This is a genomic window from Pseudomonas sp. A0308 (assembly GCF_044218815.1).
Taxonomy (GTDB): domain Bacteria; phylum Pseudomonadota; class Gammaproteobacteria; order Pseudomonadales; family Pseudomonadaceae; genus Aquipseudomonas; species Aquipseudomonas iridis.
The window spans coordinates 3,769,423-3,783,689 of record NZ_CP162581.1 but is presented as its reverse complement, the minus strand read 5'-3'; the positions used below and the strand labels follow the sequence as shown (position 1 = coordinate 3,783,689).

14 protein-coding genes are annotated in these 14,267 nt (G+C 59.6%); 4 read left to right on the top strand and 10 right to left on the bottom strand.

Features of this window, described 5'->3' with window-relative positions; translation table 11 throughout:
- Nucleotides 1-97 precede the first annotated feature (97 nt).
- Complete coding sequence (gene ptsP / locus AB4P92_RS17440) at nt 98-2,377, bottom strand: phosphoenolpyruvate--protein phosphotransferase (RefSeq protein WP_042561615.1); 2,280 nt, start codon at nt 2,375-2,377, stop codon at nt 98-100.
- Nucleotides 2,378-2,399: 22 nt separating this feature from the next.
- Nucleotides 2,400-2,879, bottom strand: coding sequence for an RNA pyrophosphohydrolase (locus AB4P92_RS17435; protein WP_003229203.1), 480 nt, complete (start codon nt 2,877-2,879; stop codon nt 2,400-2,402).
- A 143-nt stretch (nt 2,880-3,022) separates the two neighbouring features.
- Here AB4P92_RS17435 and AB4P92_RS17430 point away from each other — a divergent pair, with 143 nt between their 5' ends.
- Nucleotides 3,023-3,679, top strand: coding sequence for an HAD family phosphatase (locus AB4P92_RS17430; protein WP_210623116.1), 657 nt, complete (start codon nt 3,023-3,025; stop codon nt 3,677-3,679).
- Between the two features lie 121 nt (nt 3,680-3,800).
- On the opposite strand, the gene AB4P92_RS17425 is transcribed toward AB4P92_RS17430, so the two are convergent.
- Nucleotides 3,801-4,214, bottom strand: a complete 414-nt coding sequence (locus tag AB4P92_RS17425) for a DUF2269 family protein (RefSeq protein WP_395597924.1) — start codon at nt 4,212-4,214, stop codon at nt 3,801-3,803.
- A gap of 40 nt (nt 4,215-4,254) precedes the next feature.
- Nucleotides 4,255-5,769, bottom strand: a complete 1,515-nt coding sequence (gene ilvA, locus AB4P92_RS17420) for a threonine ammonia-lyase, biosynthetic (protein ID WP_042561618.1) — start codon at nt 5,767-5,769, stop codon at nt 4,255-4,257.
- A gap of 148 nt (nt 5,770-5,917) precedes the next feature.
- Here ilvA and rpiA point away from each other — a divergent pair, with 148 nt between their 5' ends.
- Entirely contained in the window at nt 5,918-6,592 is a 675-nt protein-coding gene (gene rpiA / locus AB4P92_RS17415; protein WP_042561619.1) for a ribose-5-phosphate isomerase RpiA, read from the top strand.
- Between the two features lie 145 nt (nt 6,593-6,737).
- On the opposite strand, the gene AB4P92_RS17410 is transcribed toward rpiA, so the two are convergent.
- From AB4P92_RS17410 to AB4P92_RS17395, 4 genes are all read right to left on the bottom strand, one after another.
- Nucleotides 6,738-7,655 (bottom strand): SdiA-regulated domain-containing protein, encoded by a 918-nt coding sequence (locus AB4P92_RS17410; protein WP_047304021.1) that lies wholly within the window; start codon nt 7,653-7,655, stop codon nt 6,738-6,740.
- A 189-nt stretch (nt 7,656-7,844) separates the two neighbouring features.
- On the bottom strand, nt 7,845-8,768 hold the full coding sequence (locus tag AB4P92_RS17405; protein WP_042561621.1) for an SdiA-regulated domain-containing protein: 924 nt from the start codon (nt 8,766-8,768) through the stop codon (nt 7,845-7,847).
- A gap of 192 nt (nt 8,769-8,960) precedes the next feature.
- On the bottom strand, nt 8,961-9,626 hold the full coding sequence (locus AB4P92_RS17400; RefSeq protein WP_042561622.1) for a fumarylacetoacetate hydrolase family protein: 666 nt from the start codon (nt 9,624-9,626) through the stop codon (nt 8,961-8,963).
- 41 nt (nt 9,627-9,667) lie between these two features.
- Nucleotides 9,668-11,062: an FAD-binding oxidoreductase gene (locus AB4P92_RS17395; RefSeq protein ID WP_042561623.1), complete on the bottom strand. Its 1,395-nt coding sequence runs from the start codon at nt 11,060-11,062 to the stop codon at nt 9,668-9,670.
- Between the two features lie 204 nt (nt 11,063-11,266).
- Between AB4P92_RS17395 and serA the strand changes: the two genes are divergently transcribed.
- Nucleotides 11,267-12,496 (top strand): phosphoglycerate dehydrogenase, encoded by a 1,230-nt coding sequence (gene serA, locus AB4P92_RS17390; RefSeq protein WP_042561624.1) that lies wholly within the window; start codon nt 11,267-11,269, stop codon nt 12,494-12,496.
- 121 nt (nt 12,497-12,617) lie between these two features.
- Here the strand turns inward: serA and AB4P92_RS17385 are convergent, their stop codons facing one another.
- Entirely contained in the window at nt 12,618-13,043 is a 426-nt protein-coding gene (locus tag AB4P92_RS17385) for a DUF4399 domain-containing protein (RefSeq protein WP_047304028.1), read from the bottom strand.
- 135 nt (nt 13,044-13,178) lie between these two features.
- Between AB4P92_RS17385 and AB4P92_RS17380 the strand changes: the two genes are divergently transcribed.
- A complete protein-coding gene (locus AB4P92_RS17380) occupies nt 13,179-13,748 on the top strand; it encodes a transporter substrate-binding domain-containing protein (RefSeq protein WP_210623123.1) in 570 nt (189 codons plus the stop codon).
- 32 nt (nt 13,749-13,780) lie between these two features.
- On the opposite strand, the gene AB4P92_RS17375 is transcribed toward AB4P92_RS17380, so the two are convergent.
- Nucleotides 13,781-14,266 (bottom strand): DUF523 domain-containing protein, encoded by a 486-nt coding sequence (locus AB4P92_RS17375; protein WP_042561627.1) that lies wholly within the window; start codon nt 14,264-14,266, stop codon nt 13,781-13,783.
- Nucleotide 14,267 lies beyond the last annotated feature (1 nt).

Genomic DNA, 14,267 nt, shown 5'->3' with positions numbered 1-14,267 from the left:
AAGCCAGCTCCCACAGGTTTCTTGGGTGCTCACAGATGTCGTGTTCACTGAAGATCCCTGTGGGAGCTGGCTTGCCAGCGATGAGGCCATTGGCCTTTTAGAGGGCCTTGTTGACCGCCGGCGGATTCATCTTCGACAAACCGAGATTCTTCAGCGCCAATTGCAGTGAGCTGTGGATAACTTGCGGATTGTCGATAGTCATCAGCTCGGCCAGCAACTCCTTGGCCTTGCTCAGGTTCACCTGACGCAGCATCCACTTCACCTTCGGCAAGTTGGTGGCGTTCATCGACAGGCTGTCGAAACCCATCGCCATCAACAGCACCGCCGCTGCCGGATCACCGGCCATCTCGCCGCAGATACTGACCGGCTTGCCTTCGGCATGGGCGTCGCGCACCACGTTTTGCAGGGCTTGCAGCACGGCCGGGTGCAGGTAGTCGTAGAGGTCGGCGACGCGCGGATTGTTGCGGTCGACTGCCAGCAGGTACTGGGTCAGGTCGTTGGAGCCGACCGACAGGAAGTCCACTTGCCGCGCCAGTTCCTTGGTCTGATACACCGCTGCCGGAATCTCGATCATCACGCCAATCGGCGGCATCGGCACGTCGGTGCCTTCGTCGCGCACTTCGCCCCAGGCCCGGTGGATCAGGTGCAGGGCTTCTTCGAGTTCGTGGGTGCCGGAGATCATCGGCAGCAGAATGCGCAGGTTGTTCAGGCCCTCGCTGGCCTTGAGCATTGCGCGTGTCTGCACCAGGAAGATTTCCGGGTGGTCGAGGGTGACGCGGATCCCGCGCCAGCCGAGGAACGGGTTGTCTTCCTTGATCGGGAAGTACGACAGCGACTTGTCACCGCCGATGTCGAGGCTGCGCATGGTCACCGGTTGCGGGTGGAACGCGGCGAGCTGCTCACGGTAGATCGCCAGTTGTTCTTTTTCGCTCGGGAAGCGCTGGTTGATCATGAACGGCACTTCGGTGCGGTACAGACCGACACCTTCGGCGCCGCGCTTCTGCGCCCGCGCCACGTCCGCCAGCAGCCCGGTGTTGACCCACAGCGGCATGCGGTGGCCATCGAGGGTCACGCAGGGCAGGTCGCGCAGGGTGTCGAGACCCAGCGCCAGTTGTTTCTCTTCTTCCACCACCTCGGCGAACTGCTTGCGCAGCACTTCGCTGGGGTTGGTGTAGACCTCGCCGCGTGTGCCGTCGACGATCAATTCGATACCGTCGACCTTGGCGTACGGCAGGTCGACCAGACCCATTACCGTCGGAATGCCCATGGCCCGGGCCAGGATCGCGACGTGGGAGTTGCCCGAACCGAGTACCGAAACCAGACCGACCAGCGTGCCTTCCGGCACTTCGCCGAGCATCGCCGGGGTCAGCTCTTCGCTGACCAGAATGGTTTTTTCCGGGTAGACCAGATTCTGCTGACGCTCTTCCTGCAGGTAGGCAAGCAGACGGCGACCGAGGTCTTTGACATCCGATGCCCGCTCGCGCAGGTAGGCATCGTCCATCAGCTCAAAACGGTTGACGTGTTCGGTGACCACTTGGCGCAGTGCGCCCTGCGCCCACTGACCGGTCTTGATCACAGTGGTGATTTCGCTGCCCAGCGAGGCATCGTCGAGCATCATCAGGTAGACGTCGAACAGCGCGCGCTCTTCCGGGCGCAATTGGGTCGCCAGTTTGGCGGACAGAGCGCGCATGTCGGCGCGCACGCCTTCGATGGCGGTCTTGAACAAGCCAAGTTCGGCGTTGATGTCGGTGATGGTCTTGTCCGGCACCACGTCCAGGTCGGCAGGCGGCAGCATGACCACCGCGGTACCGACCGCCGCACCCGGCGAGCCCGGCACGCCGACGAACTTGGCTTCCTGAATACCCTTACCCTGACGGCCCAGACCACGAATCGACCCCGTAGCCTCGGCGTGGGCGATAACGCCTGCGAGCTGCGCGCTCATGGTCACGAGGAAGGCTTCTTCACCTTCGTCGAACTGGCGACGCTCTTTCTGCTGGATAACCAACACGCCGACGACGCGGCGGTGGTGAATGATCGGTGCTCCGAGGAACGAGGCATAACGCTCCTCGCCGGTTTCGGCGAAGTAGCGATAGCGCGGGTGATCCGCGGCGTTTTCGAGGTTCAGGGGTTCTTCACGCGTGCCGACCAGACCGACCAGACCTTCGTTGGGTGCCATGCTGACCTTGCCGATCGAGCGCTTGTTCAAGCCCTCGGTGGCCATCAGGACGAAGCGGTTGGTCTCGGGATCAAGCAGGTAGACCGAGCAGACCTGGCTGCCCATGGCCTCTTTGACGCGCAACACAATAATCCCCAACGCCGCCTTGAGATCCTTGGCGGAGTTAACTTCCTGGACGATCTTGCGCAGCGTATTGAGCATGGCTCGGGGTCGAACTCCGTCGTCAGTCGCGCGCTAAAAGGCGCGGGGCAAGCTCTTTGAGGGCGCGGCGATACACCTCGCGCTTGAATGTCACCACCTGGCCCAACGGATACCAATAGCTGACCCAGCGCCAGCCATCGAACTCCGGTTTACCGGTCAAATCCATCCGCACCCGTTGCTCGTTGGAGATCAGGCGCAGGAGAAACCATTTCTGTTTCTGGCCGATGCACAGCGGTTGGCTGTGGGTACGCACCAGACGTTGCGGCAAACGATAGCGCAACCAGCCTCGAGTACAGGCCAGTATTTCAACATCTTCACGTTCCAGGCCAACTTCTTCGTTCAGCTCGCGGTACAAGGCGTCTTCCGGCGTCTCCTCAGGGTTGATTCCCCCTTGCGGAAACTGCCAGGCATCTTGATTGATACGGCGAGCCCATAGCACCTGGCCGGCGTCATTCGTCAGAATGATCCCGACATTGGGGCGGAAACCATCGGGGTCGATCACGGGCACAACCTCGCAAACGCATGTCGCCGCATTGTTCCACAAAGGTTCATAAGGCGGCAACGAAGCTTCCTACCTTATGTGCACTCTTGTGAAAAGACCGTATTCTTGTCGCCTTTTTACAGACTTATCAGCGGGTAACTGCAATGCGCCTGGCTCTATTCGATTTGGACAACACCCTTCTGGGCGGCGACAGCGATCACGCCTGGGGCGACTATCTGTGCGAGCGCGGCTTCCTCGACCCGATTGCGTACAAGACGCGCAACGACGAGTTCTATCAGGATTACCTGGCCGGCAAACTGGATAACGCCGCGTACCTGAACTTCTGCCTGGAGATCCTCGGCCGCACCGACATGGCCGTGCTCGATCAATGGCACCGCGACTACATGCGCGACTGCATCGAGCCGATCATGCTGCCCAAGGCGCTGGAACTGCTGAAAAAGCACCGCGACGCCGGCGACAAACTGGTGATCATCACCGCGACCAACCGCTTCGTCACCGCGCCGATCGCTGCGCGTTTGGGTGTTGAAACCCTGATCGCCACCGAATGCGAAATGATTGATGGCCGCTACACCGGGCGCAGCACCGACGTTCCGTGCTTCCGTGAAGGCAAGGTAACGCGCCTGAATCGTTGGCTGGAAGAGACCGGGTATTCGCTGGAAGACAGTTATTTCTACAGCGATTCGATGAATGATTTGCCGTTGCTGGAGCAAGTAGCGAATCCGGTAGCGGTTGATCCGGATCCGAATTTGCGCGCCGAAGCCCAGAAGCGTGGCTGGCCGGTAATGACTCTGCGCGACTGATGACGCCATCGCTGGCAAGCCAGCTCCCACAGGGACTATCAGTGGACACAAATTTTGTGGACACCTCAAAAACCTGAGGGAGCTGGCTTGCCAGCGATTTGGGTCGACTCGGTCTCAAGCCTTAAACCGGCTTGGCCCCCATCAACGCCGCAATGGCGAGAAATCCGACGCCGCTCACAATGGCCAGCGCCAGGTTGAATTTGCGGTTGCCTACCCCGGTTGTCCACAGCCGATTAAGCCGCACCAGCAACCAGACCGCACTGAACGTGGCCACGGCATAGATCACGCTGGACCCCAGAATCCAGAACTGCCCCAGCGGCCAGCCGATCAGGTGCACCAGCCACCAGCCGGTGAAAGGCATGCTCAGCATACCGATCAGCATCAAACACCAGATAAACAGCCACGGACGCTGCATCGTGCTGGCCGGCCCTTCGCTGCGATTACGCCAGGTCAGAGCGGCAAGTACCAGCCCGCCCGCGAGTATGACCACGGTCGCCGCGACGTGAAGGACTTTCAGGGTTGTCAGGATTTCCATGTATTTCTCTTCCTTGGGTCATGCCCATCAGCGTAGCCGCTTAGCCAAGAAACAGCTTATAGGCCGGGTTATCGCTTTCGTCCCAGTAGGGGTAACCGATTTCCGCCAGCGCCGCCGGCACCAGATGACGTTCATCGTGGGGTACTTGCAGGCCGGCGACCACACGGCCGTCCGCCGCGCCGTGGTTGCGGTAGTGGAACATCGAGATATTCCAGCGCCCGCCGAGCTTGTTGAGAAAGTTGAACAGCGCGCCCGGTCGTTCCGGGAATTCGAAGCGCAGTACCACTTCATCAACCACGTGCGCCGCGCGCCCACCGACCATATGGCGGATGTGCAACTTGGCCAGTTCGTTGTCAGTCAGGTCCAGCACCGGGAAACCCTGCTCGGTCAGGCTCGCCAGCAATGCACTGCGCGGGTCGTTCTCCGGGTGCGTCTGCACGCCAACGAAGATGTGTGCTTCGCTGCCGGTGTTGTAGCGGTAGTTGAATTCAGTGATCTGGCGCTTGCCGATGGCCTCGCAAAACGCCTTGAAGCTGCCGGCCTGCTCGGGGATGGTCACGGCGATGATCGCTTCGCGGCCCTCGCCCAGTTCGGCACGCTCGGCGACGTGGCGCAGGCGATCGAAGTTGACGTTGGCACCCGAGTCGATGGCGACGAAGGTCTTGCCGCTGACGCCGCGCTGTTCGACGTACTTCTTGATTCCGGCCACACCCAAGGCGCCGGCAGGTTCGGTGATCGAGCGGGTATCGTCGTAGATATCCTTGATCGCTGCGCAGATTTCGTCGGTGCTCACGGTGATCACTTCATCGACATGGTCTTTGCAGATGTCGAAGGTGTGCTGACCAATCTGGGCCACCGCCACGCCGTCGGCGAAGATGCCCACGGTCGGCAGCACGACGCGCTCACCGGCAGCCATCGCCGCTTGCAGGCAGTTGGAATCGTCCGGCTCGACGCCGATGACTTTGATGTCCGGACGCAGGTATTTCACGTAAGCCGCGATGCCGGCAATCAACCCGCCGCCGCCGACCGGGACGAAAATCGCGTCCAGCGGTTGCGGGTGCTGGCGCAGAATCTCCATCGCCACGGTGCCCTGCCCGGCAATGGTATGCGGATCGTCGTACGGGTGGATGTAGACGTAGCCTTTTTCGTCGACCAGTTTCAGCGAGTAGGCCAGGGCTTCCGGGAACGAATCACCGTGCAGCACCACTTTGCCGCCACGCGAACGCACGCCCTCGACCTTGATTTCCGGGGTGGTCTTGGGCATGACGATGGTGGCTTTCACGCCCAGCACTTTCGCCGCCAGGGCCAGACCTTGCGCATGGTTGCCCGCCGACGCGGTGACCACGCCACGGGCGCGCTCCTCGTCGGTCAACTGGGTCAACTTGTTGTAGGCGCCGCGAATCTTGAAGGAGAACACGGGCTGCAAGTCTTCGCGCTTGAGCCAAATGTCATTACCCAGCCGCTCGGAGAGCTGGCGAGCATTCTGCAGCGGGGTTTCTACGGCAACGTCATAAACGCGCGAGGTGAGGATCTTTTTGACGTACTGTTCGAGCATCGGAAAGCATCACTGAGCGGGTTGGGCGGGACCACGGAGTCTAACCCGGCTTTTGGGCACACGACCACACGAATCCAGAGGTTTTAGACAGTCTTGAGGCTATAATGCCGGCCTTTCCGTTCTCCCCTTGCCCGCTTCCGGAGCCCGCATGACCCAGGATCAACTCAAACAGGCAGTGGCGCAGGCCGCCGTCGACTTCATCCTTCCGAAACTCGACGACAAAAGCATCGTCGGTGTCGGCACCGGCTCCACCGCCAACTGCTTCATTGATGCGCTGGCAAAGCACAAGGGCGCGTTCGATGGCGCAGTCGCCAGCTCCGAAGCCACCGCCGCGCGCCTGAAGGGCCACGGGATTCCGGTGTATGAGCTGAACACCGTCAGCGACCTGGAGTTCTACGTCGACGGCGCTGACGAAAGCGACGCGCACCTGAACCTGATCAAGGGCGGCGGCGCTGCCCTGACCCGCGAGAAGATCGTTGCCGCCGTGGCCAAGACCTTCATCTGCATCGCCGACGCCAGCAAACTGGTGCCGGTGCTGGGCGAGTTTCCGCTGCCGGTCGAAGTGATCCCGATGGCCCGCAGCCACGTCGCTCGTCAACTGGTGAAGCTGGGCGGCGACCCGGTGTACCGCGAAGGCGTGTTGACCGACAACGGCAACATCATCCTGGATGTGTTCAACCTGCAGATCACCAACCCGGTGGAACTGGAAGCGCAGATCAACGCGATTGTCGGCGTGGTCACCAACGGCTTGTTCGCGGCGCGTCCGGCGGATTTGCTGTTGCTGGGCACGAGTGAAGGCGTGAAGACGCTGAAGGCTGAGTAAGCCCTGTCACCCCACATTTGTGGGCAGACGAAAAAACCTGTGGGAGCTGGTTTGCCAGCGATGAGGCCATCACTTTCAACATCATTGTTGACTGAAAGGTCGCCATCGCTGGCAAGCCAGCTCCCACAGTGTTTTATGGCGCTAGTTACGGTTGTGCTGGTTTTTTAAAGACATAGAACAAGTTCGGCTCACTCACCAGATACAACGTCCCGTCATCATCCATCGCAATGCCTTCCGCCTGCGGCACGGTGTTCTGCAAGCCTTGCCGGCCCTTGTTCAGCGACATGGTGCTGAGCGGGCGACCGTTGACATCCAGCTCCAGAATCAGCCGCGACTCATCCGACAGCGCCAGTAAATGGCCGCTGCGCTCGTCGTATTGCAGGCTCGACAGATCGCGCACGAACATCCCGGCATCGCGTTTCGGGTTGTTGATCACGTGCACCGCGTAGGACTTTTCTGAATTGAAGTGAGGAAAGCCGTGCACTTCGTAGATCAGCATCGGGTCGCGCTCCTTGGCGACGAACAAGCGCTTGCCCACCGAGTCGTACGCCAGACCTTCAAACCCCTTGTTGCCGGCCATGTGCACACCGAGGGTCATCTGCTCGGCGTCCGCCGCGTCGAGAAAAGTGGTGTCTTCTTCCAGATGTATCTTGATCAGTCGCTGCTGACGCTCATCGGTGATCACGTAGGTATCGGCGCTGATGAACTCGACTGCCTCCGCGTCACCGAAGCCAATCAGCGGGATGCGCCGCAGGATCTTGCCCTCCAGCGACAGTTCAACCAGTTCGGAATTCTTGTTGGTCACGGTGAACAGGCTGTCGCGCACCGGATCGTAGGTCAGCGCCGACACATCGTCGTCCAGCCCGTCGATGACGCGCGCTTCGATGTCCACGCGATACTGATCCAGGCCAATGGCCTCGCTGCTCAGCGGCTGCCATAAGGTGTGCAGGTTGAACCAGGCGCGTTCGAACAGGCGCATGTATTGGCCGATCGCGAGCAGCGCGATCAGGGCAATCACCGAAAAGATGAGCAACAGCGGTTTGGGGCGGGCAAGTCGACGCATTCGGGCGGGCTCGGAATCAAGGCAGGCGGATGAAATATCACGCCTGACTGAACTGAAGCTTAATGGCCACTTGCCTTGAACCACAAGACAACCTGTGGAGGAGCTGCCGAAGGCTGCGATCCTTTGATCTTGATCTTTAACAACAAGATCAAAAGATCGCAGTCTTCGGCAGCTCCTACAGGGAGCGAGTTATTTGTGCTTTTCGAAGCGATAAAACAGGTTCGGCTCGCTGACCATGTACAGCGTGCCCGCCTCATCCATGGTCACGCCTTCGGCGCGGGGAATGGTGTTCTTCAAGCCGTTGAAACCGCCGAGCAGGGTCATGAAGCTGACTTGCTCGCCCTTCTCGTCCAGTTCCAGCAACAGGTGAGAATCGGCGGACAGCACCAGCAGGTGGCCAGTGCGCGGATCGGTTGCCAACGCGGAGAGATTGCGGATATCCAGCTCATCGCTGGACAGCTTCTGCTTGTCGCCTTTCAGGGTCTGACCGCCATCGCTTTTCCAGGTGAACAGCGCCGCTGGCCGTTCTTCACCTAGCAGCAATTGTTGGTTGCGCGGGTCCCAGGTGATCGCTTCGAAGGCTTTGTTCTGGTCTTTCGACGGGCCGAGGTCGTACTTGGGAAAATTGGCGATGTTCAGTTCGCGGGTGTCGGCATCGACCTTGACGATCGACAGCATGTGCTGGCGCTCATCGACGATCGCCATCAGGCCGTTTTCCATGGCGCTCAGGCCTTCCGGATTGCTCCAGCCCACCAGCGGCATCTTGCGCAGCACCTCGCCTTGCAGGCTCAGTTCGACGAGGAACGGATTCTTGCCCATCACCGAAAACAGGGTTTTGGTCTGCGGGTTGTAGGCGAGGTCCGATGCTTCGTCCTTCTCCATGCCCGGCAATGACTTGGCATCAATCACCACCCGATAGTCCGGCAGCCAGATGCTTTCCTTTTGTTCGGCCTTGCTTTCAAAGCGTTCCAGCACCCATAGCAAACCCCGGTCATCCCAATGCATGGCAAACGCCAAGCCGTACGCGGCGGCAATCGCCAGCAGCAACCAGGAATACCAGCGCATGGCGAAACGCGACCGGCGTGGGGGTTTGAGCTGAGTTTGAGATGACATCAAGGGACGCTTTCCGAAAATTCAGGCTATGGGTAATAGCATAAAGAGGCCGGCTAGGACGCCAGAATTGCGGGAATTATCCAGACAGGATGTGAAAAAAACGGCAAATGGCGGGATTGACGTTTGCTGCCACCAATCTTCAGGGCAGCAAAAACCCTGTGGGAGCAGGCTCGCTCCCACAGGGTGTGGCGCTTAGCGCACGCTGCTGTTGAAGCTGTTGGCGCCAACCAGTTCGAGGACGATCTCATCGCCGACATTCAGCGGGCCGACGCCAGCCGGTGTGCCAGTCAGGATCACGTCACCGGCCTGTAGCGAGAAGCAGCCGGCCATGTACTGGATCATCGGCACGATCGGGTTGAGCATCGCGCTGCTGTTGCCGTCCTGACGCACCTCACCGTTGATGGTCAGGCGGATACCGATGTCGGTCAGGTCCGCGAAGGTGCTGCCAACCACGAACGGCGCAAGCACGGCCGCGCCGTCGAACGACTTGGCGATTTCCCACGGCAGGCCCTTGGCTTTCAGCTCGGCCTGCTTGTCGCGCAGGGTCAGGTCCAGCGCCGGGGCGAAACCGGAGATCGCATCCAGCACTTCTTCACGGCTGGGTTTGGTCGACAGCGGCTTGCCGATCAACACGGCGATTTCCGCTTCGTAGTGCACCGAGCCGCGCTCGGTCGGAATGCTGAAACCACCGTCCAGCGGCACCACGCAACTGCCGGGCTTGATGAACAGCAGCGGCTCGGTAGGCACCGGGTTGTCCAGTTCCTTGGCGTGTTCGGCGTAATTACGGCCAATGCACACGACTTTCCCGATCGGGAAGTGAATGCGCGTGCCGTCGACGTACTGGTGCTGATAGCTCATTTACCGACTCCTGCCTTCATTGATTCATCAAGAATTACAGATCAAACCGCGAAGATCTTGCCCGGGTTCATGATGCCGTTCGGGTCGAACACCGCTTTGACCGCTTTCATGTACTCGATCTCGACCGGCGATCGGCTGTAGGTCAAGTAGTCGCGCTTGGTCATGCCCACACCATGCTCCGCGGAAATCGAACCGTTGTACTTCTCGACGGTTTCGAACACCCATTTGTTGACGGTGGCGCACTTGGCGAAAAACTCGTCCTTGCTCAGGTTGTCCGGCTTGAGGATGTTCAGGTGCAGGTTGCCATCGCCGATGTGGCCGAACCAGACGATTTCGAAATCGGGATAGTGTTTGCCGACGATCGCGTCGATTTCCTTGAGAAATGCCGGGACTTTCGAGACGGTGACCGAGATGTCGTTCTTGTACGGCGTCCAGTGCGAGATGGTCTCGGAGATGTACTCGCGCAGTTTCCACAGGTTCTGCAACTGGGTTTCGCTCTGGCTCATCACGCCATCGAGGACCCAGCCCTGTTCAACGCAATGCTCGAAGGTTTCCAGCGCGCTGTTGGCCACTTCTTCAGTAGTCGCTTCAAATTCCAGCAGGGCGTAGAACGGGCAATCGGTTTCGAACGGCGCCGGTACGTCGCCACGGCCCATGACTTTGGCCAGGGCCTTGTCGGAGAAGAACTCGAAAGCGGTGAGGTCGAGCTTGCCCTGAAAGGCGTGCAGCACCGGCATGATCGAGTCGAAATCCGCGGTACCCAGCACCATCGCCGTGAGATTTTTCGGCGCGCGATCCAGGCGCATGGTCGCTTCAACGACAAAACCAAGCGTGCCTTCCGCGCCGATAAACAGCTGACGCAAGTCATAACCGGTGGCGTTCTTGATCAGGTCCTTGTTCAGTTCCAGCACGTCGCCCTTGCCGGTAACGACTTTCATGCCCGCGACCCAATTGCGCGTCATGCCGTAACGAATGACCTTGATCCCGCCGGCATTGGTGCCGATGTTGCCGCCAATCTGGCTGGAACCGGCCGAAGCGAAGTCCACCGGGTAGTACAGGCCTTTCTCTTCGGCGACGTTCTGCAAATGCTCGGTGACCACGCCCGGCTGACAAACGGCGGTACGGTCAGTGAGGTTCACGTCGAGAATCTGGTTCATGTAATCGAACGACACGACCACTTCGCCGTTGGCCGCCACTGCAGCGGCGGACAGCCCGGTTCGCCCACCCGAAGGCACCAGCGCGACCTTGTGTTCGTTGGCCCAACGGACAACGGCCTGTACTTGCTCGATGGTCTTGGGAAACACGATGGCACTGGGCGCCGGGGCGAAGTGCTTGGTCCAATCCTTGCCATACGTGTTCAGGGAGTCGGCATCGGTCAGGACCTTGCCAGGCTCGACCAGGGTCTTCAGTTCATCAATCAGGGCAGGATTGGTCATCGACAGAACTCTCGAACAATTCATGGTCATCCTGAGAACGCTTCACGTCGCAGGAATGAGTGTTTAGCGGGGCGGCTATGCTAGCATACCGACCCCGCAGGCCAGTGCCCAACGGCCTTTCTGCGGTGACGGCTTTCCTGCCGTCGCGGTCAGCCTCTGTTGACCATTTCCTGCCATTTTTCTCCGGGATACAGGTTTACGCAGATGAGCAAGACTTCTCTCGATAAGAGCAAGATCAAGTTCCTTCTTCTCGAAGGCGTCCACCAATCGGCTGTCGACGTCCTCAAGGCGGCGGGCTACACCAGCATCGAATACCTGACAGGTTCCTTGCCGGAAGCCCAGCTCAAGGAAAAGATCGCTGACGCTCACTTCATCGGCATTCGTTCTCGCACCCAACTGACCGAAGAGATCTTCGATCACGCGAAGAAGCTGGTAGCCGTCGGCTGTTTCTGCATCGGCACCAATCAGGTTGACCTGAGTGCTGCCCGCGAGCGCGGTATCGCCGTGTTCAACGCGCCGTACTCAAACACGCGTTCCGTTGCCGAACTGGTACTGGCCGAGGCCATCCTGCTGCTGCGCGGCATCCCTGAGAAAAATGCTTCCTGCCACCGTGGCGGCTGGATCAAGAGCGCAGCCAACTCCTTCGAAATCCGCGGCAAGAAGCTGGGCATCGTCGGCTACGGCTCGATCGGTACTCAACTGTCGGTTCTGGCTGAAGGCCTGGGCATGCAGGTGTACTTCTATGACACCGTGACCAAGCTGCCGCTGGGCAACGCGACGCAGGTCAACAACCTGCACGAACTGCTGGGCATGTCCGACATCGTCACCCTGCACGTTCCGGAAACCGCTGCGACCCAGTGGATGATCGGCGAGAAGGAAATCCGCGCCATCAAGAAGGGCGGCATCCTGATCAACGCTGCACGCGGTACCGTGGTCGAGCTTGATCACCTGGCCGCAGCAATCAAGGACAAGCACCTGATCGGCGCCGCCATCGACGTATTCCCGGTGGAGCCACGCTCCAACGATGAAGAGTTCGAAAGCCCGCTGCGCGGCCTCGACAACGTGATTCTGACCCCGCACATCGGTGGCTCGACCGCCGAAGCGCAAGCCAACATCGGTCTGGAAGTGGCGGAAAAACTGGTCAAGTACAGCGACAACGGTACATCCGTTTCGTCGGTCAACTTCCCGGAAGTGGCCCTGCCGGCTCACCCTGGCAAGCACCGCCTGCTGCACATCCACGAGAACATTCCGGGTGTGATGATGGAGATCAACAAGGTCTTCGCCGAAAACGGCATCAACATCTCCGGTCAGTTCCTGCAGACCAACGAAAAGGTCGGCTACGTGGTGATCGACGTCGACGCCGAGTACTCGGAGCTGGCGCAAGAGAAGCTGCAACACGTCACCGGCACCATCCGTAGCCGGGTTCTCTTCTAAAGAAGCAGCGGCAAGCAACTAGCTTCAAGCGGCAGGTGAAAAGCGCTTTTGCCTTTACTTGCAGCTTGTAGCTAGCAACTCGAAGCTGAATAAAAAAGGGAGCCCCGAAAGGCTCCCTTTTTTATTTGACGTTGACGGTGATTTTTTCGGAAACGATCGTCGGGTCAAACGGCATATGGCCGCTGTCGCCAAGAATCAGCTGCAAGGTGTGCTTGCCGGGGGCCAGTTTGATGGTGGCTTCGGTCTGCGCCTTGCCGAAATGCATGTGGTGGGCGTCAGTCGGGATAGGTGCGCCTTCAGCCGGCAGGTCGTCGACGTCAATCAGCAGATGATGGTGGCCGGTGTTCTTGGTGACGTCACCCGCGGGCGCCAGCGCGATGTTCTTGACGCCGAACTTGACCTTGAATTCCTGGGAAACCGTCGCACCGTCCTCGGGAGAAACGATGAACACTTCAGCATCTTTCGGCGCCGGCGTCGCGGCACTGGCCAATACCGAAACACCCATCAGCAAACCCGCCAACGCAGCACGTGACATAAAGCTTTTCATTTTCTTCTCCAGTTTTTCCGTAAAATCCGCACGGTCATGACAACTTCATGACCATTCGTTGTCGAAGGCACTCGACAACCATAGCAAAGCGAGCCTGAATCAGAGCATCGCGATAATGATTTCAAAGGAGTGACCATGCGCCTTTTGCCTGGCCTGATCTGCCTGATACCCCTTCTGAGCCCGCTGGCTCATGCCGAACTGATTGATGACGTCAACGACCGTGGCGAGTTGCGCATAGCCCTGGAGGCTAATACACCGCCCTTCAATTTCAAGGAAGGCGACACGCTCACGGGGTTCGAGGTCGAGCTTGGGCAATTGCTGGCCAGTGAGCTGGATGTGCGCGCCGACTTCATCGTCACCGACGCCGGCGATCTGCTCCAGGGCGTTGAAAGCGGCAAGTACGACGTCGCGCTCAACCACATAGCACTGACACCCGAACTTAAGGATCGTTTCGACTTCAGCGAGCCGTACAGCCAGGTCGATTCACAATTACTGGCGAAGAAGGATGAGCAGCCACGCCCCATGGTGCTGGTGCAGGCGCTGACCGAAACGAAGCCGGCAGTGAGTGCGCCGGTGGAGTTGGCGATACCGTTTCAGAAGGGTAATCCGGCATTTCGCGCCAGCCTTGAGAGTGCGTTGCAGCGGATCAAGGCGGATGGGCGATTGGCGGCGTTGTCCGAGAAGTGGTTCACCGAAGCCAAGTGAACACAAAACCTGTGGGGGTTTGCGCTGGAATTTTAATCGAGCAGGGTCAGAGCCAGCGCTGCTCGCGGCAATTCAAGCTCGCTGAAAACCTGAACGCCATGGCGTTTCAGTAGAGCAGCAGTAACCCCCTCACCACTGACCTTCACCCCACTGAACGTCCCGTCATACGTCAGCAGATTCCCGCACGACGGACTGTTGGCCTTGAGCACCGCCACCCGTATACCGTGCTTTTGCACCAGTTCCAGCGCCTGCCGCGCACCCTCCAGGAACTGCGCACTGACATCCTCGCCTTCAGTGGTCATCACCGCAGCAACTCCATCGAGCACCTCCCCCCCTTGCCCGCCCGGAATCTCCGCCGCCGCCCGCGGCGTCGGCAAGCCACCGGCCACTTCAGGGCACAACGGCACCACCCGTCCTTCGGCTATCCACTGTTCCAACACATCAAACGGCCCGCTGGCCCCGCCGTCGTAACGCACGCGGTGGCCTAACAGGCAGCGGCTGACCAGAATCTTTTGCATG